General features: G+C 73.1%; 16 protein-coding genes. 9 read left to right on the top strand and 7 right to left on the bottom strand.

Translation table 11 applies throughout. The features are described from left to right. Nucleotides 1-6 precede the first annotated feature (6 nt). Complete coding sequence (locus RV983_RS05700) at nt 7-873, bottom strand: helix-turn-helix domain-containing protein (RefSeq protein WP_475984672.1); 867 nt, start codon at nt 871-873, stop codon at nt 7-9. 134 nt (nt 874-1,007) lie between these two features. Between RV983_RS05700 and RV983_RS05695 the strand changes: the two genes are divergently transcribed. The 3 genes from RV983_RS05695 to RV983_RS05685 are packed head-to-tail and all read left to right on the top strand — an operon-like array spanning nt 1,008 to nt 3,592. Then, nucleotides 1,008-1,415 (top strand): ATP-binding protein, encoded by a 408-nt coding sequence (locus tag RV983_RS05695; protein ID WP_475984671.1) that lies wholly within the window; start codon nt 1,008-1,010, stop codon nt 1,413-1,415. A gap of 9 nt (nt 1,416-1,424) precedes the next feature. After that, nucleotides 1,425-2,708: a VWA domain-containing protein gene (locus RV983_RS05690; RefSeq protein WP_475984670.1), complete on the top strand. Its 1,284-nt coding sequence runs from the start codon at nt 1,425-1,427 to the stop codon at nt 2,706-2,708. Continuing rightward, on the top strand, nt 2,708-3,592 hold the full coding sequence (locus RV983_RS05685) for a hypothetical protein (RefSeq protein WP_475984669.1): 885 nt from the start codon (nt 2,708-2,710) through the stop codon (nt 3,590-3,592). Before RV983_RS05690 ends, RV983_RS05685 begins: the two co-directional genes overlap by 1 nt. 68 nt (nt 3,593-3,660) lie before the next feature. Here RV983_RS05685 and RV983_RS05680 read toward each other — a convergent pair whose 3' ends face one another. After that, a complete protein-coding gene (locus RV983_RS05680) occupies nt 3,661-4,110 on the bottom strand; it encodes an ankyrin repeat domain-containing protein (RefSeq protein WP_475984668.1) in 450 nt (149 codons plus the stop codon). Nucleotides 4,111-4,174: 64 nt separating this feature from the next. Further along, the gene (locus RV983_RS05675) at nt 4,175-5,545 is read right to left on the bottom strand and encodes a hypothetical protein (protein WP_475984667.1); all 1,371 of its coding nucleotides are present in this window, start codon (nt 5,543-5,545) and stop codon (nt 4,175-4,177) included. Between the two features lie 285 nt (nt 5,546-5,830). On the opposite strand from RV983_RS05675, the gene RV983_RS05670 reads away from it, so the two are divergent. The 4 genes from RV983_RS05670 (at nt 5,831) to RV983_RS05655 (ending at nt 10,453) form a co-directional block, all read left to right on the top strand. Next, nucleotides 5,831-6,784 carry a hypothetical protein gene (locus tag RV983_RS05670; RefSeq protein ID WP_475984666.1) on the top strand — a complete coding sequence of 318 codons (954 nt, stop codon included), beginning with the start codon at nt 5,831-5,833 and terminating at the stop codon, nt 6,782-6,784. Nucleotides 6,785-6,838: 54 nt separating this feature from the next. Continuing rightward, the gene (locus RV983_RS05665; RefSeq protein WP_475984665.1) at nt 6,839-8,392 is read left to right on the top strand and encodes an APC family permease; all 1,554 of its coding nucleotides are present in this window, start codon (nt 6,839-6,841) and stop codon (nt 8,390-8,392) included. A 100-nt stretch (nt 8,393-8,492) separates the two neighbouring features. Beyond that, complete coding sequence (locus tag RV983_RS05660) at nt 8,493-8,999, top strand: hypothetical protein (protein ID WP_475984664.1); 507 nt, start codon at nt 8,493-8,495, stop codon at nt 8,997-8,999. Further along, nucleotides 8,987-10,453, top strand: coding sequence for a primary-amine oxidase (locus RV983_RS05655; RefSeq protein WP_475984663.1), 1,467 nt, complete (start codon nt 8,987-8,989; stop codon nt 10,451-10,453). The genes RV983_RS05660 and RV983_RS05655 overlap by 13 nt, the downstream gene beginning before the upstream one ends. A gap of 45 nt (nt 10,454-10,498) precedes the next feature. Here the strand turns inward: RV983_RS05655 and RV983_RS05650 are convergent, their stop codons facing one another. Both RV983_RS05650 and RV983_RS05645 read right to left on the bottom strand, forming a co-directional pair. After that, complete coding sequence (locus RV983_RS05650) at nt 10,499-11,503, bottom strand: aldo/keto reductase family protein (RefSeq protein WP_475984662.1); 1,005 nt, start codon at nt 11,501-11,503, stop codon at nt 10,499-10,501. A 219-nt stretch (nt 11,504-11,722) separates the two neighbouring features. Further along, a complete protein-coding gene (locus RV983_RS05645) occupies nt 11,723-12,586 on the bottom strand; it encodes a DUF6528 family protein (RefSeq protein WP_475984661.1) in 864 nt (287 codons plus the stop codon). Between the two features lie 76 nt (nt 12,587-12,662). On the opposite strand from RV983_RS05645, the gene RV983_RS05640 reads away from it, so the two are divergent. After that, nucleotides 12,663-13,235 carry a GNAT family N-acetyltransferase gene (locus tag RV983_RS05640; RefSeq protein WP_475984660.1) on the top strand — a complete coding sequence of 191 codons (573 nt, stop codon included), beginning with the start codon at nt 12,663-12,665 and terminating at the stop codon, nt 13,233-13,235. Between the two features lie 37 nt (nt 13,236-13,272). Further along, on the top strand, nt 13,273-15,690 hold the full coding sequence (locus tag RV983_RS05635; RefSeq protein ID WP_475984659.1) for a Tex family protein: 2,418 nt from the start codon (nt 13,273-13,275) through the stop codon (nt 15,688-15,690). 86 nt (nt 15,691-15,776) lie between these two features. On the opposite strand, the gene RV983_RS05630 is transcribed toward RV983_RS05635, so the two are convergent. Together RV983_RS05630 and RV983_RS05625 are read right to left on the bottom strand one after the other, a co-directional pair. After that, on the bottom strand, nt 15,777-16,052 hold the full coding sequence (locus RV983_RS05630; RefSeq protein ID WP_475984658.1) for an alpha/beta hydrolase: 276 nt from the start codon (nt 16,050-16,052) through the stop codon (nt 15,777-15,779). Then, on the bottom strand, nt 16,052-17,377 hold the full coding sequence (locus tag RV983_RS05625; protein WP_475984657.1) for an alpha/beta fold hydrolase: 1,326 nt from the start codon (nt 17,375-17,377) through the stop codon (nt 16,052-16,054). Before RV983_RS05625 ends, RV983_RS05630 begins: the two co-directional genes overlap by 1 nt. Between the last annotated feature and the right edge of the window lie 583 nt (nt 17,378-17,960).

The raw sequence follows: 17,960 nt of genomic DNA, 5'->3' as shown, positions 1-17,960 counted from the left end.
GGGCGGTCAGAGCCGGTCGCGGACGTCCTGGAGGAAGTCGCGGGTGGGTTCGGCGGGCAGGGCCTGGGCGCTCATGCGGTCCAGGGCCTCGCGGAACTGGGAGACGTCCTCGCGGTCGTCGAGATAGACGGCGCCGATCAGGCTCTCCGCGTACGCGATGTCCGGCAGTTCCGGAAGCGGGAAGCGGAAGATGTGGAAGGGCCCGTACATGGCCGGGTGCGGACCCGAGGCGAACGGCATGACCTGCAGGCGGACCTGGGGCATGCCGCAGACCTCGATCAGCCGGTCGACCTGGTCGCGCATCACCTCGGTGCCGCCGATGGGGCGGCGCAGCACGGTCTCGTCGATCACGACCCACAGCAGCGGCGGCTGGTCGCGGACCAGCAGCGCCTGCCGCTCCATGCGCAGCGCCACCCCGCGCTCGATGTCGTCCTGGCAGGCGTGCGGGCGCCCGGCCCGCAGTACCGCCTCGGCGTACTGAGGGGTCTGCAGCAGTCCGGGCACATAGTGCGGTTCGTAGGCGCGGATGAGCTCGGCCTCGCCCTCCAGACTGACGAAGGCGCTGAACCACTCGGGCAGCACGTCGCGGAAGCGGTGCCACCAGCCGGGGCGGTTGGCCTCCCGCGCCAGGTCCAAAAACTTGGCGATCTCCGCCGGGTCGGTCACACCGTAGGTCTGGAGCAGCTTCTCCACGTACGGGATGCGCAGACCGACTTCGGCCTTCTCGATGCGGCGGATCGTGGCGTGGGTGACATCAAGGGCGTGGGCGGCGTCCTCGTACGAGACGCCGGCCTTCTCGCGGAGGTCCTGGAGGCGCTTGCCGAGTACGACACGCAGCACGGTAGGTGCACTCGACGATCGCGCTTCGCTCACGAGAAATCCTCCAACCGTACTGATCCACGGGAAGTTTGGCATGGCGTCAGGACGTTGCAAAGCATGTCGGCACCGCTTTGCACATTGCAGATTGCACCTTGCCATGCATTCGGGCAGGCGCGCATAGTAGCGGAGTGGCATCCTCCCATGACGCGTTCCTCTTGGCCGCGCAAGGCGCCGCGGTCGCCGAGGCGCGACGGCGCGTCAGGGCGCGGCTGCGTGACTGGGGGGTCGCCGAGGAGATCTGTGACGATGTCGGCCTGGTGGTGTCCGAACTCTTCACCAATGCTGTGCGCCATTCCGGCGGCGAGAAGGTGGCCTGCGCCGTCCGGGTCGAACGCGGCGTCGTGCGCGTGGAAGTGGCCGACCAGGGCATGGGGCTGACCGCCCCTCAGGTACGGGTCGCTGACGTCGGCGAGGAGTGCGGACGCGGCCTGCTGCTGGTCGGAGCGGTGTCCCGGGCCTGGGGTGTGGTGACCGGCGCGGACGGCACGGGACGTGTGGTCTGGGCCGAGTTGGGGGCCGCGACGGATCTTCCATAGGATCCGCCAATGATCATACCCAAACGGATGGCGGCGGGAGTGTGCGCTGTCGCGGCCACACTGGCCACCGCGCTCTTCCCGGCCGCGGCACCGGCCGCCGCGGACGACGGGCCGGAGACGCCGCGCGAGGCCCCCAAGGTCGAGCTCGTCCTCGACGTGAGCGGTTCCATGCGCGCCAACGACATCGACGGAAGATCCCGCATGTCGGCCGCCAAGCAGGCCTTCAACGAGGTCATCGACGCGGTCCCGGAGGAAGTGCAGCTCGGCATCCGCACGCTCGGCGCCAACTACCCCGGCAAGGACAAGGGGGTCGGCTGCAAGGACACCGCGGCCCTCTACCCGGTCGGCACCGTCGACCGCACGGAGGCCAAGACCGCGGTCGCCACCCTCGCCCCCACAGGCTGGACGCCGATCGGCCCCGCCCTGCAGGCCGCGGGCAAGGACCTGGCCGGCGGCGACGCCACCCGCCGGATCGTCCTCATCACCGACGGCGAGGACACCTGCCAGCCCCTCGACCCCTGCGAGGTGGCGCGCCAACTCGCCGCCGAGGGCACCCACCTGGTGGTCGACACCCTCGGCCTGGTCCCCACCACCAAGATCCGTGAACAGCTGAGCTGCATCGCCGAGGCCACCGGTGGCACCTACACCGCCGTCGACCACGCCGATCAGCTCACCGACCGCATCAAACAGCTCGTCGACCGCGCGGCGGACAACAACGTCGTCGTCACCCCGACCGTCACCGAGGGCGCAGGCACCTGCACCGACGCGCCGCTGCTCGGCGCCGGCGTCTACACCGACCGCGAGGAGTTCGCGGAGCACCGCTGGTACCGGGTGAGCGTCACCGACGGCCAGGAACTGCGCACGTCCGTCAGCGTCGGCGCCGACCGCGCCGTCAACCGCGACTACGGCGTGCTCGTCCGCGCCGTCACCCGCGGCGGCCGCGAACTCGTCCGCGGCACCGACGCGGGCAGCGGCCGCACCGACGTCATCTCCGCCGGCCTGCGCTACGCGTGGCCCGAGCGTGACGACGCGGACGCCGCCACCGCGCGCACCGTCTGCCTGGAGATCAGCAACTCCTTCTCCGCGCCCGACGCCGTCAAGCGCACCCCGGGCCTGCCCGTCGAGCTGAGCATCGACCTCGTGTCCTCGCCCGACCAGCCCTCCGACGTCGCCTCCTTCGGTCTCGGCCGCGGCTGGTGGCTGCTCGCCCTGCTCGCCGTCACCGGCCTGGTGGCCGGCATCCTGTGGGGCTGGATCTCGCGCTGGCGCCTCGCCGTCTGGAGGACCAACTGATGCGTAGCACGCGTATGATCCGCATGGCCGCGGCCGGACTCCTGCTCGGTGGGGCACTGCTCGCGACCGGAGCGGGAACGGCCGTCGCCGACGACGCCACGCCCAGCCCGAGCGGGTCGGAGTCGTCGGGGACGGCGGAGACCGCGGCTCAGCCGGGTACGGGCTTCCGCACCGCGGGGCACATCGGGCAGGACGTGACCTCCACCCAGGCCGGCGCCTCGACGGGCGACTACCTGTACTGGGTCACCCCCGTCAAGGCGGGCCAGATCCTCACGGTCTCGGCGAATGTGCAGCTCCCCGAGTCCGCCTCCCGGCACGGCGCACAGACCTGGCAGCTGGACGTCTACGACGGACTCCGCCGCCACCAGGCGTGCACCGCGGGCAAGCCGACCGTCACCGCGGCCGCGGACGCGGCCACGGCGGAGCTCAGCTGCCGGCTGCGCACCGTTCGCGCCTGGTCGGAGGCCTGGGCCAACGACCCGCTGCCAGGCGCCTATTACATCCGGCTGACCGTGGTCCGCCTCGCCGACCAGGACCTCGGCCTGCCGGTGGAGGTCCAGCTCGGCACCGCGTCCAAGGACGCGGGCGGCTCGCAGGCCGTGGACGGCGAACTGGCCGCCCCGCTCACCCCGGTGGCCAAGGCGGGCGCCACCCTCGACCCCAACGCGCAGCCCTCACCGGCCGCGACCGAGGAGAGCGAGGAGGAGCCCGGTGACGGCGCCTCGCCCGTCGCGGCCGGTCTCACCGAGCCCGACGGCGGCTGGGGCGGCGGCTGGTGGTCCGACCGCTGGATCTGGACCGCCGTCGGCGGTGTGCTCGGCGCCCTCGCGGGCGTGGCCGGGTACAGCCTGACGCGCGGGCGGGGGCGCCGCCCGGTCGTGTGACCGACGACGCCGCCGACGCGCCGGCCCCGACCCCGTGAAGGGGTCGGGGACCGGCGCGTTCCGCATGCTCACTGCGGAGCCGGAGCCGGAGCCGGAGCCGGAGCCGGGCGACGGGCCACCGCCGCGGTCAGCAGCAGCGTCTCCGGATGCGGGCCCCGTTGCGCCCAGTCGAGCGCGGCGAGCCCCGCGCCGTGGTCCTCGCGCAGGGCGGGGTCGGCGCCGTGGGCGAGGAGCAGACGCACCGTCCCGGTGTGGCCCCAGCAGGCGGCGGCGCACAGAGGTGTGCCCTCGTCACCGCGGCCGCTCTCGGTGTCGGGCCGGGCTCCCGCGGTCAGCAGCACGGCCACGACGTCCGCCGCGCCCTGGACCGAGGCGGCGTACAGGGGTGTCGTGCCGTCCGCGTCGGGGAGTTCCGGCGGGGCCCCGCGCCGCAGGAGCCGGCCGGCCGTCCTGGCGTCACCCAGCATCGCGGCCGTGACCAGGGCACGGCTCAGCTTCTTGCGGCGTCTGCGGTTCACGGACGCGGATGACGAGCCGCCGCTCGCCTGGTCGTCGCCGCCCGCATCGCCGTCACCGTCCGCTTCACGACGCCGGACCGGGTTCCGCACCGCCACCCGGGACCGGTGCGCCTTCCGAGGCCGACAGTGCCTCGTCGGCACGGAGTTCCCGCCCCGGGGCCGAGGACGCCGCCACGGCGCGTTCCGCGGCCTCCGTGGCCCGGGGGGAGAGGCAGGTGCGGGCCAGACGGGCGGCGTGGGCGGCGAGAGGGCGGGCCCCGTCGGGGTCGCCGGAGAGGGCGCGTGCGAGGGCGGCGTGGGCGGTGTGGAGGGCGAGGTCGCGGCGGTGGGACGGGGGCAGGAGGGGCAGGGCCTTGTCCAGAGTGCGGGCGGCCTCCCCGGGGTGGCCGAGGTCGAGCAGCGCGAGGCCGCTGTGGGCGAGGAGTTCGGCCTCGGCGTCGTCCCGGACCGGATCCAGGAGGCCGGCGGCCTCCTCCAGCGCCCGGCGGGCGGCCGGTTCCCCGCCCAGCCCCGCGTGCGCGCGGGCGCGGCACATGGCGAGCGTCGCGCGGACGGCGGGCGGAAGGGCGGCGGGTGCGTCCTCGGCGGCAGCCACGCCCGCGAGCGCGTCGTCGTGACGTCCGTTGAGTACCGCCTGAAGGCTCAGTTCGGCCCACAGGCGGGCCGCCTGGGTCCCGTCGCCCGAGGCGTGCGCGAGCCGGAGCCCGGTGAGGAAGTACCGCTGGGCGGCGCCGTGCCGGCCGGTGTCGACGGCGGCACGGCCGCCCAGCCGGGTCAGCTCGGTGGCCGTGCGCAGGAGCCGGATGTCGTCGGCGTCCGCGAACGGCCCCTGGCGGATCAGTTCCAGGGCGATGCGCAGGTCGGCCTCGACGCGGTGCCGTACGGCTCCGCCGCCGAGCCGGCCGTCGAGCCGGAAGAGCCCGTGCAGGCCCCACTCCAGCCAGGCCGTGGTCTCCACGTCGAAGTCGTCGCCGCGCGGGGCCGGTTCGGGCGTGGTGGCGGGGCCCACGGGCGCCGCCCGTGACCACTCCCCGATCGCGACGCGGAACTCCGGCCCCTCCACGACCGGGTAGCCCCGCGGGTCGCGGCCGCCGCTGTCGAGAAGCGCCTCAAGGGCGCCGAGGGCGCCCGCGCGGTCCCAGCCCAGTCCCTCCGGCAGGCCTGCCGGTGCCGGCAGCCAGCCGGGCCACGGGCGCGCGTCCACCTCTCGCAAGGGCACGCCGAGCGCCCGGGCCAGTGCGCGCTGGCTGTCCCGTTCTGGCACCACGCCCCAGTGCTCCCAGCGCCAGACCTTCTCCCGCCGTGCCGCCATGGGCACGCCGAGGGCGCGCGCGTTCTCCGCGACGACCCGGGCGAGGTCCTGGTAGCTCCAGCCATGGCTCCGCCTGACGTACGCCAGGGGGTGCGATGGCGCGGGCGCGGCATCGTCCGCCACCGAATGACTCCTTCGTTCCCGCTTCGTACGTTCGAATATCAGGCGCACGCCACCTTGCGCAGCCTTTCCCGCCGAACCTGTCCGTTCCGTGCCCTGATGCCCCGTTAGCTCTGGTCGCGGGCGGTCGGCGGGGGCGCGTGGGACTACATCGAGACAACGGGGCCGGTCTTGAAGCGGACCTGCCTGTACCGGTTGGCTGTGCGTGATCAGCTGATCACCGGACGCCGAAGGGGAAGTCCCGACCCGGGCCGGACATGACGTGCGCGCCGTGGAGGCACCCCGAGGATGACTCCTCCACCCCCGTTCGGATTCCGTTCCCGGGACGAACTGCGGTTCGACCCCGCACTGGACGACGAACCGCTGGCCGCCGCCCGTGCCGCCTTCGCCCAGGGCCGCTGGTCCGAGGCCCGCACCCTGCTCGCCGAGACAGGGGACGCCTGGGACCGCCGCGGCCACCGCCTGGTCGTGCTCGGCGAGGGCCGGGCGAGCAGTACCTGGGCCCGTGAGTGGCAGCTCGCCGAACCGGACAGTCCCGACGCGGCCGCCCTGCTCGGCTGCGCCCTGGTCTTCCGCGCCGTCGCCGGCAAGGAGAGTCCCGAGAGCGCCCGCGAGGCATGCCTGACCGCCGCCGCCCTGGCCCCCGCCGATCCGACGCCCTGGCTGTGCCTGCTGATCCTGGCCCGCCACACCGGCACCGACGACGACCGGATGCGCGCCTTCGACCAGGTGCGCGGCCGCCACCGCGACCACCACCACGGCCACCAGTTGATGGCTGCCAGCCTGGCCGAGCGCCCCCAGTCCCCGGCGGACGGCGGCCAGTTCCACGAGGTGTACGAGTTCGCCGAGTGGGCCGCGGGCGACGCCCCCGAAGGATCCCCGCTGGCCGTCCTGCCGGTCGTCGCCCACGCCGAGCTCTACCGCGTGCTGGCCGCCGCCGGCGCCGAGCCCGCCGACCCGGCGGATTCGGAGCACTGGCGCGGCTGGCGCGCACGGCAGGCCCTCAAGCGGGCCTTCGACTGGTGGCTGGAGTGGGACGACCGCGACCATCCGCGGCTCTACCTCGACCTCAACTTCCTTGTCCACGCCCAATACCTGCAAGGCCGCACCGCCGAGGCGGCGGCCCTGTTCAACCGCATCGGGGGCCACGCCACCCGCATCCCGTGGGCGTACCCCGACCGCGACCCCGGCAAGGCCTTCCGCGCCGCGCGCGAGGCCGTGCTCGGCCCCGGATCCCCCTAGGGACCCCCCATCGACGCACAGCACACCCAGTCACCCACAAGGAAAGGACCCGCCATGCTGAGGGGCAATACCGGGATCAGCACGTTCAAGGGCGAGGAGAGAGCCCTGCGGGCCGACCGGCTCGGCCTGCCCGGCCTGCTGCTGTCCGTGGTCGCCGCCAACGCCCCGCTGATGGTCGTCGCGGGCGTCATGCCCACCGCGTACGGGGTCATGGGCATCGTCGGGCAGCCGCTGCTGTTCGTGATCCTCGGCGTCGTGCTCATCCTCTTCAGCGTCGGGTACGCCGAGATGAGCCGCCACGTCCACAACGCGGGTGCCTTCTACGCCTACATCGCGCGCGGCCTCGGCGGCACCGCAGGCGCCGGTGCGTCGATCCTCGCCCTCGTGTCGTACAGCGCCTTGCAGTTCGGCGTCTACGGCCTGTTCGGCTTCGAGATCTCCGGGCTGTTCGAGAGCTACCTCGACATCACGATCGCCTGGTGGATCCCGGCCCTGCTCGGTGTCCTCTTGGTCGGCGCACTCGGCTGGCTGAAGATCGACCTCAACGCCAAGGTCCTCGGCGTCCTCCTGCTGATCGAGATCTCCCTCGTCGTCATCTTCGACGTCGCCGCCATCGGTCACCCCTCCGCCAAGGAGGGGCTGTCGCTGCACGCCTTCGACCCGGCCACCCTCAGCGGCGCCGGGCTCGGCACCGCGCTGTGCCTGTGCATCGCCGCGTTCGTCGGCTTCGAGCAGCCCCCTGTCTACGCCGAGGAGACCAGCCGCCCGCACGTGCTCGTCGCCCGGGTCACCTTCCTCGCCGTCACCTTTGTGGCGGTCTTCTTCGCCGTCAGCTCCTGGGCGCTGAGCGTGGCCACCGGTCCCTCACAGATCGTCGGCCAGTCGCAGAAGCAGGGACCGGGGCTGCTGTTCGGTCTCAGTGAGTCGATCATCGGCAACACCTTCACCGACGTCCTGCACGTCCTGTACGTGACCGGTATGTTCGCCTGCCTGCTCAGCTTCCACAACGTCGTCGCCCGCTACGCCTTCGCCATGGGCCGCGAGGCCCTGCTGCCCGCGGCCTTCGGTCGCACCAACCCCAAGAGCGGTGCGCCCGCACACGGTTCGCTGCTGCAGACCGTCATCTCCCTCGTCTTCGTCGTCGCCTTCGCCGTCACCGACACCAGCGCCGCCGGCGACCACGACCCGACCGCGCCTGTGCTCAAGCTCTTCACCTGGGGCGGCAACGTCGGCGCGCTGGGCATCATCGTGCTGCTGGCGACCACGGCCTTCGCCATCATCGGCTACTTCGTCCGGCGTGGCGCGCTGCGCACCCAGGCGCCGAGGATCGCCGCCTCCGCGCTGGCGGGCGTCGCGCTGGTCGTCATCGCCGTCTACGCCGTCAAGGACTTCGACGTCCTGGTGGCGGGCGCGGGCTCCGCGGTCTCCTGGATCCTGCCCGGCATCATCGGCGTCACCGTCGTCGGCGGTCTCGTCTACGGCGTGGTCCTGCGCTCCACGCGCCCCGAGGTGCACGCCCGAATCGGGCTCGGCAACGAGGCGTTCCGGATCGAGCAGGCACGCGAGAACGCGGCCGGCCAGGAGCAGGCGGAGCCCGCCGCATCCTGACCCCGCCCGGCCCGCCGCGCCCCGAAAGGGGGCGGCGGGCCGGCCGCGTGCCCGCACCATCCCGTAGCGCAACGAATCACGCACATCGGAGAGTTGTCCCATGTCCTCCTGCTGCCACACCGACGCCGGCACCTCTCCCGCCGCGCCGCACCCCCTCGATCCGCTGACCGCGGACGAGATCGCCGCCGCCCGCCGCATCCTCACCGAGGAGGGCAGGGTCACCGACACGACCCGCTTCCCCCTGGTGCTGCTCGACGAGCCCGACCGGCACACCGCCGACGCCCACCGCGACGGCGACCCCGTCGTCCGCCGTCTGCGCGTCACCCTGCTGGACTCCGCGACCGGCGACGCCGCCGAGGCACTGGTGGACGTCACCGCGGGCGTCGTCGTCGCCCACCGCGCGCTCGACACCGCGCAGGAGGGCCAGCCGCCGGTCACCTTCGAGGAGTACGAGATCGTCGAGCAGGTCGTCAAGGCCGACCCGGGCTGGCGCAAGGCCATGGCCGAGCGCGGAGTCACCGACTTCGACCTGGCCATCGCGGCCCCCTGGGCGCCGGCCCGCTGCGCTTCGAGGACCGGCCGGGCGCCCGCCTCATGCGCTCCCTGACCTGGCTGCGCTGCGACGCCACGGACAGTCCTTGGGCGCACCCGGTGGCCGGGCTCGTCGCCGACGTCGATGTCATCGAGCGCAAGGTCGTCCGCCTCATCGACACCGGAGCCGTGCCGATCCCGGCCGAATGCGGCCGCTACGAGGCCGAGTTCAACGGTCCCGCCCGCACGGACCTGCGCCCGCTGGAGATCACCCAGCCCGAGGGGCCGTCCTTCACCCTCACCGGCCGGCTGATGACCTGGCAGAAGTGGCGCTTCCGCGTCGACTTCAACAGCCGCGAGGGCCTGGTCCTGCACCAGATCGGCCACGAGGACGGCGACCGCGTCCGCCCCGTCCTGCACCGCGCCTCACTCGCCGAGATGGCCGTCGCCTACGCCGAGCCCGGCGACGACCGCAACTGGGTCGCCTTCCTCGACGCGGGCGAGTATTTGCTCGGCCGCAACGCCAACGCCCTGAAGCTGGGCTGCGACTGCCTCGGTGAGATCGCCTACCTCGACGCCGTGCTCTGCGACGACCTCGGGAACCCCGAGACGCTGCCGAACGCGATCTGCATCCACGAGGAGGACTACGGTCTCCTGTGGAAGCACACCGACATCTTCAACGGCATGGCGGCCGACAGCCGCCGCTCCCGCCGCCTGGTCGTCTCCTACATCGCCACCGTGGGCAACTACGACTACGGCTTCTACTGGTACTTCTACCAGGACGGCACGATCGGCTTCGAGGCCAAGTCCACCGGCATCGTGCAGACCTCCGCCGTCGAGCCCGGCACCGCCGACGCGGTCGGCACCGAGATCGCCCCGGGCCTGCTGGCCCCGTTCCACCAGCACATGTTCTGCGTCCGCCTGGACGCTGCCGTCGACGGGCACGCCAACACCGTCGAGGAGGTGGACGTCGTCCCCGTCCCGCACGGACCGGACAACCCCAACGGGAACGTCTTCACCACCCGGGTGACCGCCCTCGCGGACAGCGCCGAGGGCGGCCGCCTCGCCGACCCGCTCGCCGGCCGGCGCTGGCGGATCACCAACCCCGGCTCGCTCAACCGCATGGGCACGCCGGTCGCGTACACCCTCGTCCCGCAGCCCGGCCCGGTCCTCCTGGCCCAACCGGACTCGGCCGTCGCCCGGCGTGCGGCCTACGGCACCAAGCACGTGTGGGTGACCCGCTACCGCCCCGAACGCCGCTTCCCCGCGGGCGACTACCCCAACCAGAACGCCGGCGGCGCCGGGCTGCCCCGCTGGACCGAGCCCGGCGAGACGCTGGAGAACACCGAGCTGACCGTCTGGCACACCTTCGGCCCCACCCACGTGCCCCGGCTGGAGGAGTGGCCGGTCATGCCGGTCGACCACAGCGGCTTCACGCTCAAGCCCACCGGGTTCTTCGACCGCAACCCCTCGCTCGACCTCCCCAGGGAGACCCCGGGCGGCGAAGGGGCGCACTGCCACGCCGAGTAGCCGGCTGCGGCCCCGCGGTCCGCACGGACCGCGGGGCCGGACCGGTCAGGGGCGGCGGACCGGAACGTTGTCGTGGACCCGCTTGGGGTCGGTGACGGCGACCGGTTCGAGGATCTCCTCGATCCGCGCCATCAGCTCCTTCTCCAGGACCACACCCGACGCCTTGACGTTCTCCGCGACCTGCTCCGGGCGGGAGGCGCCGACGATGGCCGCGGAGACATTGGAGTTCTGCAGGACCCACGCCACCGCCAGCTGGGCCAGCGAGAGCCCGGCCTCGGCGGCCAGCGGCTTCAGCTGCTGCACGGCCGCCAGCACGTCGTCGCCCATCCAGCGGGCGATCATGTTGGCGCCACCCTTGTCGTCGGTGGCCCGCGAGCCCTCCGGCGGCTGCTGGCCGGGCGCGTACTTGCCGGTCAGCACACCCTGCGCGATCGGCGAGAAGACCACCTGGCCGAGGCCCAGCTCCACACAGGTGGGGACGACCTCGTCCTCGATGACCCGCCACAGGGCGTTGTACTGCGGCTGGTTCGAGACCAGGGAGATGCGCAGCTCGCGCGCCAGCGCGTGGGCGCGGCGGATCTGCTCGGCGGGCCACTCGGAGACGCCGATGTACAGGGCCTTGCCGGAGTGGACGACGTCGGCGAACGCCTCCATCGTCTCCTCCAGCGGCGTCTCCACGTCATAGCGGTGCGCCTGGTACAGGTCGACGTAGTCGGTCTGCAGGCGGCGCAGCGAGCCGGTGATCGACTCCATGATGTGCTTGCGCGACAGACCGCGGTCGTTGCGGCCGGGACCGGTGGGCCAGTAGACCTTGGTGAGGATCTCTATGCCCTCGCGGCGCTCGCCCTTCAGCGCCTCGCCGAGCACCGACTCGGCCCGCGTCCCGGCGTAGACATCGGCGGTGTCGAAGGTGGTGATGCCGGCCTCGAGGGCGGCCTGGACGCACGCGGTGGCGGCGTCCGCCTCCACCTGCGAACCGTGGGTGAGCCAGTTCCCGTAGGCGATCTCGCTGATGAGCAGACCGCTGCGGCCGAGATGGCGGTATTCCATGGGAGCGATGCCTCCGTTGGCGTGTGCGGGGGTGCCGGACCGGCTCGGTACGGACGCACCGCGGCCCGCCGGCGGCTCGGCGCCCGGGCGGGCACCGGCTGCGAAACAGTTGTCCAAGGCAATGTTCTACGTCCTCCGATCATTACACGACCGCTCCCACGGCCCGTGAGCGGTCCCGGCGATCGCGCGCGACGGCGCTCCGCGGCGGGCTCACCGCTCTCAGCGGAAGTCCGGGGTCCACAGCCGCACCGCCGCGAACTCCGCGCCGGGGCGGGTGCGGGAGTACGCCGTGGTGCCGTCGGGCTCCAGGAACTCGACCGTGGGGCCGCCTCCGACGCGCGGGCCCGACACCTGGCCGCGGGCGCGGATCCGGATGCCGGAGGGCTGGCTGAGGTAGGCGCGGACGTCGCCGGCGCCGTCCACCTGCCGGTATTTGCGGGTGTCGGCGTCGAGCAGGTAGGCGCCGTTGGTGTCGGTGAACCACAGCGACCCGGGTTCGCCGTACACCGGTTGCAGATCCACGCCCTGCCCCTCGAAGTGGATCACGCTGTGCTCGGTCAGCATGGTCGCCGGGCCCCTGCCGGACAACGCGTAGCGCACCAGCCGCTCCTCGCCGATCGCCCACAACGCGGCGCGCTCCGGGTCGTAGAGCACGCCGTGCGCCCTGGGCAGCGGGAGCGTGAGGAAAGGTCCGGACTGCTCGGTGTCGGTGTACAGCCGCAGCCGCCCGGGTGCCCCGGACGCCACCGCGATCACCCCGCCCGGGATACGCTCGATGGCGCGCGGGGTGTCGGCGGGCGTGATCGTCTGCCAGACGATCGCCCCCGTGTCCTCGCGGACCATCGCCGCCCGGCCGCCGAGGGCGGTGACCAGCACGACCCGCCCGTACGCCTGGGTTCTGCGCAGGCGGACGTCCGACAGCTGCTGCCAGCTGGTGCCCGTCCCGCCGGGCGCCTTCCAGCGCCAAGCGACCGAGGTGTCCTGCGACCAGTCGGCGGCGCCAGGGCCGAAGACGAGGACGTCGTTCCCGGTCTGTTCCGCGGTGGCGATGGGATGGCTCGTTCGCGCGGCGTACCGCGTCATGTCCTGCCCCCGTGTCGTTGAGACGCCAACGAATAACCGGAGGATAGTCACGCGGCGCACTGGCACGATGGGCTCCGTGACCGTACCGCGACAGAACATCCACGCTTCGCCCGTATGGGAGATATCGCCACTCTCCGTTGACGACCCCCTGTCGAGGGACCTGCTGTGGCGCTACTACGACGACATCGTCAGCCGCTACTACGGCAGGCCGATGACCCGGAAGGAAATCGACGACCTCCTCACCGAGGACACCAGTGACGACCTCGCCGGTCCCACCGGCCGCTTCCTCGTCGGCCGACACGGCGGACAACCCTCCGGCTGCGCGGGGGTGCGGCTGCTCGCGCCGGGCGTCGCCGAACTGCGCCGCGTCTGGGTCGCCCCCGCCGCCCGCCGTACCGGCGGCGCCGCGCTGCTGGTCATGGCGGCCGAACGTGCGGCCGTGGAACACCTGGGCGCGCGCGTCATCCGCCTCGACACCCGGGCCGACCTGGTCGAGGCGAGGTCGCTGTACAGCAAGCTCGGCTACCACGAGATCGACGACTACAACGGCGACCGCTACGCCGGCCACTGGTTCGAGAAGCCGCTGCCCCAGGACTCCGGCGCGGCTTCGCCCCCAGCCTCGCGGCTCGGCGGCCGGGCTCCGCAATAATGCAGCGGTAGTCCAGCCAGAAAGCAGGTCGCACATCGTGACGACAACGGTCTCGGTCGAGCGCAGGATCGCCGAGGAGCTCGGCGTACGGGAAGGGCAGGTCCAAGCGGCCGTCGATCTCCTCGACGGCGGTGCGACCGTGCCGTTCGTGGCCCGGTACCGCAAGGAGGCGACGGGCGCCCTCGACGACGCCCAGCTGCGCACGCTCGAGGAGCGGCTGCGCTACCTGCGGGAGCTCGACGAGCGGCGGGACGCGATCCTGGAGTCCATCGAGTCCCAGGGCAAGCTCGACGACGCCCTCAAGGCGCAGATCCTCGCGGCCGACTCCAAGGCGCGCCTGGAGGACATCTACCTGCCCTTCAAGCCCAAGCGCCGCACCAAGGCGCAGATCGCCCGCGAGGCCGGTCTCGAACCGCTCGCGGACCGGCTGCTGGACAACCCCGGGCTCGACCCGCAGGACGAGGCCGCCGGCTTCGTCGACGCCGACAAGGGCGTGGCGGACGCGGCGGCGGCCCTGGAGGGCGCCCGCGCGATCCTGACCGAGCGGTTCTCGGAGGACGCCGACCTCGTCGGCGAGCTGCGCACCCGGATGTGGGAGCGGGGCCGGCTGGTCTCCAAGGTGCGGGAGGGCAAGGAGGAGGCGGGCGCGAAGTTCGCCGACTACTTCGACTTCGCCGAGCCGTTCGGGAAGCTCCCCTCGCACCGCGTGCTCGCGATGTTCCGCGGTGAGAAGGAGGAGGTCCTCGACCTCACCCTGGAGCCCGAGGAGCCGGTCGAGGACGGCCCGTCCAGCTTCGAGCGCAAGATCGCCCACCACTTCGGCGTCACCGGCCGCGGCCGCCCGGCCGACAAGTGGCTTGCCGACACGGTGCGGTGGGCCTGGCGTACGCGCTTCCTCGTCCGGCTCGGCCTCGACCTGCGCGTACAGCTGCGCCAGAACGCCGAGGACGAGGCGGTGCGGGTCTTCGCCGCCAACCTGCGCGACCTGCTGCTCGCGGCCCCCGCCGGCACCCGCGCCACGATGGGCCTCGACCCGGGCTTCCGCACCGGCGTGAAGGTCGCGGTCGTCGACGCCACCGGCAAGGTCGTCGCGACCGACACGATCTTCCCGCACGTGCCCCGCAACCAGTGGGACGCCTCCATCGCCACGCTCGCCAAGCTCGCCGCGGCGCATCAGGTCGACCTCGTCGCGATCGGCAACGGCACCGCGTCCCGCGAGACCGACAAGCTCGCCGGCGACCTGATCAAGCGCCACCCGGAGCTGAATCTGACCAAGGCCGTCGTCTCCGAGGCCGGCGCCTCGGTCTACTCCGCCTCGGCCTACGCCTCCGCGGAACTGCCGGACATGGACGTCTCGCTGCGCGGCGCCGTCTCCATCGCCCGCCGCCTCCAGGACCCGCTGGCGGAGCTCGTGAAGATCGACCCCAAGTCGATCGGCGTCGGCCAGTACCAGCACGACCTGTCCGAGCTGAAGCTGTCGCGCTCGCTCGACGCGGTCGTCGAGGACTGCGTGAACGGTGTCGGTGTCGACGTCAACACCGCCTCGGTGCCGCTGCTGCGCCGCGTCTCCGGCATCACCGAGGGCCTGGCCGGCAACATCGTCGCCCACCGGGACACCAACGGCCCCTTCCGTACGCGCACGGCGCTGAAGGAAGTGGCCCGGCTCGGCCCGAAGGCGTACGAGCAGTGCGCGGGCTTCCTGCGCATCCCCGGCGGCGACGACCCGCTCGACGCCTCCAGCGTCCACCCCGAGTCGTACCCGGTGGTCCGCCGCATGAGCACCGCCGCCGGTACCGGCATCGGGGCGCTCATCGGCAACGGCGCCGTCCTGCGCGGGCTGAAGGCGGACGCGTTCGTCGACGACACCTTCGGCCTGCCGACGGTCACCGACATCCTTGCCGAGCTCGAGAAGCCGGGCCGCGACCCCCGTCCGGCCTTCAAGACCGCCGAGTTCAAGGAGGGCGTGGAGGAACTCAAGCACCTTGCGCCCGGCATGGTCCTGGAGGGCGTCGTCACCAATGTGGCGGCCTTCGGCGCCTTTGTGGACGTCGGCGTCCACCAGGACGGCCTGGTCCACGTCTCCGCGATGTCGAAGACCTTCGTCAGCGACCCGCGCGACGTCGTGAAGCCCGGTGACATCGTCCGCGTCAAGGTCCTCGATGTGGACATCCCCCGCAAGCGCATCTCCCTGACGCTCCGGCTCGACGACGAGGCCGGCGCGGCGGCGGGCGGCGGCGGTGCGGCGGGCGGCGGTGCGGGATCCGGCACCGCCAAGGGCAACGGCGGCGGTGGACGTCCCGAGCGGGGCTCCCGTCCCGAGCGGCGCGGCGGCACGCCCCGTCAGTCGCGTGGCGGCGGCGACCGTCCCGCGCCCTCCGGCGCCATGGCGGACGCCCTGCGCCGCGCCGGACTGGACAAGGGCCTGGGCGGCGGCGGGGGCGGGCGCCGCGGCTGACACCGGCCGATGACCGCGTGAACGCGCGCCGGGGAGGACGGGACGACGCCCGTCCTCCCCGGCGCGTGGTGTGTGCGGGGCGCGGGTCAGCGGCAGACCGTGCCCGTGGGCGGGAGGGTGCCCCGCAGGAGGAAGCGGTCGACGGCGCCGTCGACGCAACGGTTCCCCCGGTGGTAGCCGGTGTGGCCGTCGCCGACGCGGGTGAGCAGCCGCCCGGAGTCCAACTGCCCCGCCAGCGCCACGGACTGCGGGTACGGGGTGGCGGGGTCGCGGGTCGTGCCGATCACGAGGATCGGAGCGGCGCCCCGTGCGCGAATGGGGTGTACGGGCTGTTGCGACGGGACCGGCCAATGTGTGCACATCACCAGGGTGTCGGCGAATGCCCGGCCGAACTGGGGGACACGCTCAGGAATCGGGGCAGCGCGGCCGCGGCGCGGAGGGCACTGAGCCGCGGGCCGATCGAGGAGCTCAGGCAGCTGACCGCGGTCTGCGCCTGGTCGCCCTCCCTGCTGGTCTCCTGTCCGTCGGCGATGATCTCCTGGAGGTCGTGGGCGTCGCCCGTCCGCAACCCGCGCAGGGCGTCGCGCAGCCGGTCCCATGCGGGGAAGCGCAGGCCGTCGACGACCGCGGCGGTCAGGTCGTCGCCCGTGACCTCGTCGTCCTTGCCCTGCCGGAGCGGTGAAAGGTCCAGGGTGGCCCGCAGGGTGTCCAGCGCGCGGGCGGCCCCCGGCAGGCTGCGGCCGACCGGGCAGTCGGGGCGGGTCGCGCAGTCGGCGGCGAAGGCCTCCCAGGCGACCTGGTAGCCGCGGGCCTGGTGCAGCGTGGTGCCGAACGCGTCGAGGGCGGGATCGAGGGCGCCGTCCAGCACCAGGCGTCCCACTCGCGAGGGGAAGAGCTCCGCGTAGGTCGCGCCCAGGTAGGTGCCGTAGGAGAAGCCCGCGAAGTGCAGTCGCCGGTCGCCGAGGAGCGAACGCAGCATGTCCATGTCCCGGGCGGCGTCGGGCGTCCCGACGTACGGGAGCAGCCCTTTGACGTGCCGCTCGCACTCGCCGGCGGTCTTACGGAACATCGTGTCCCACGCGTCGATCTCCGCCTGGTCGGGCGTGGGGGGCACGGGCGACTGCATGAAGGCGACGGGCCGCCCCGTGCCGCAGTCGACCAGGGTGCTGTGGCCGACGCCCCTGGGGTCCATCGCGACGAGGTCGTAGGCGCCGCGCACCGAGGAGGAGTACGCCGTGGCTGCCTTCCACAGGTAGTCCATCGCGGACGCGCCGGGGCCGCCGGGATTGAGCTGGAGGGAGCCGAGCCGCCCGCCGCCGGTGGACCTCTTGCGGGTGGCCGAGACCAGGATGTCGCCGGCTTCGGGATGGGCGTAGTCCAGGGGCACGCGCATGGTGGTGCACTGGAATCCGTCGGCCCGGTCGCAGGGCCTCCACGCCAGTCTCTGCCCGTAGTAGGGGCCCAACTGCGATGCCACGGCTGCCGTGCCGTCCGTTGCCGGTTCGCTGCCGGAGGGTGCGGGGCGCGGTGCGGGGGAGGTCCGCGGCGGGGCGGCGCAGGCGGTGAGCAGCACGGCGCAGGCACCCAGTGCGGTGAAGAGGCGACGCGGCGTGCGGCGGGCGGCAGTGCCGGAAAAAAGGCCGGCGGAGGGGCCGGACGTGAGGCCGGTGGTGCGGGCAGCGATCATTGCCGGCGTTCCTTTCGCGCCCCGGCGCTCCCCGGGGCCAATCGGGATTCGGCTGCGGTCCCCGGGGCGTGTGCCACCCGTCGAGCCGTGGTCCGGGTCCGCCGCGAGGGATGGTTCTCCGGTCCACCCGTCGACCCGGCTGTGTGACCAGCTCATCACGGGGCGTGTTCGCCGGACAGTTCGGCTACGCCGAATGTGTCAACAGGACCGTGCGCCGCGGCCGCGCCGGGGAGGCCCTGCCGGCCGCCCTCGGCGGAGGAGGCCGTCCTCAAGGCCCCCTTCGGGGGCAAGAGTTGGCCGGGAACCTGTTTGGCATGGCATTGCCAAGCGTTGACGTCCGTGGGTGGCCCCCCTTTCGCGCATCCTCCGTGCCCGCGCCCGTGCGACGACCGTCGTCGCAGCGGTCGTCGCCGCCCTCGCCGCCGTCCTCCTCCCGGTGACGGCCGCGCACGCCGCCTCCGGCGGCACCGTGCGGGACGGGCTCAGCCGGCCCGACTACTCCTACGCCGACGCCATCCGCGAGGCCGTACGGGTCGACACGGGACGCGACAGTGACGGCGACGGCCGGACCGACCGGGTGGCC

It is taken from the genome of Streptomyces sp. RLA123 (assembly GCF_056270165.1).
Note: the sequence above shows the minus strand (reverse complement) of the source record. Positions and strands in the feature narration are given on the sequence as shown.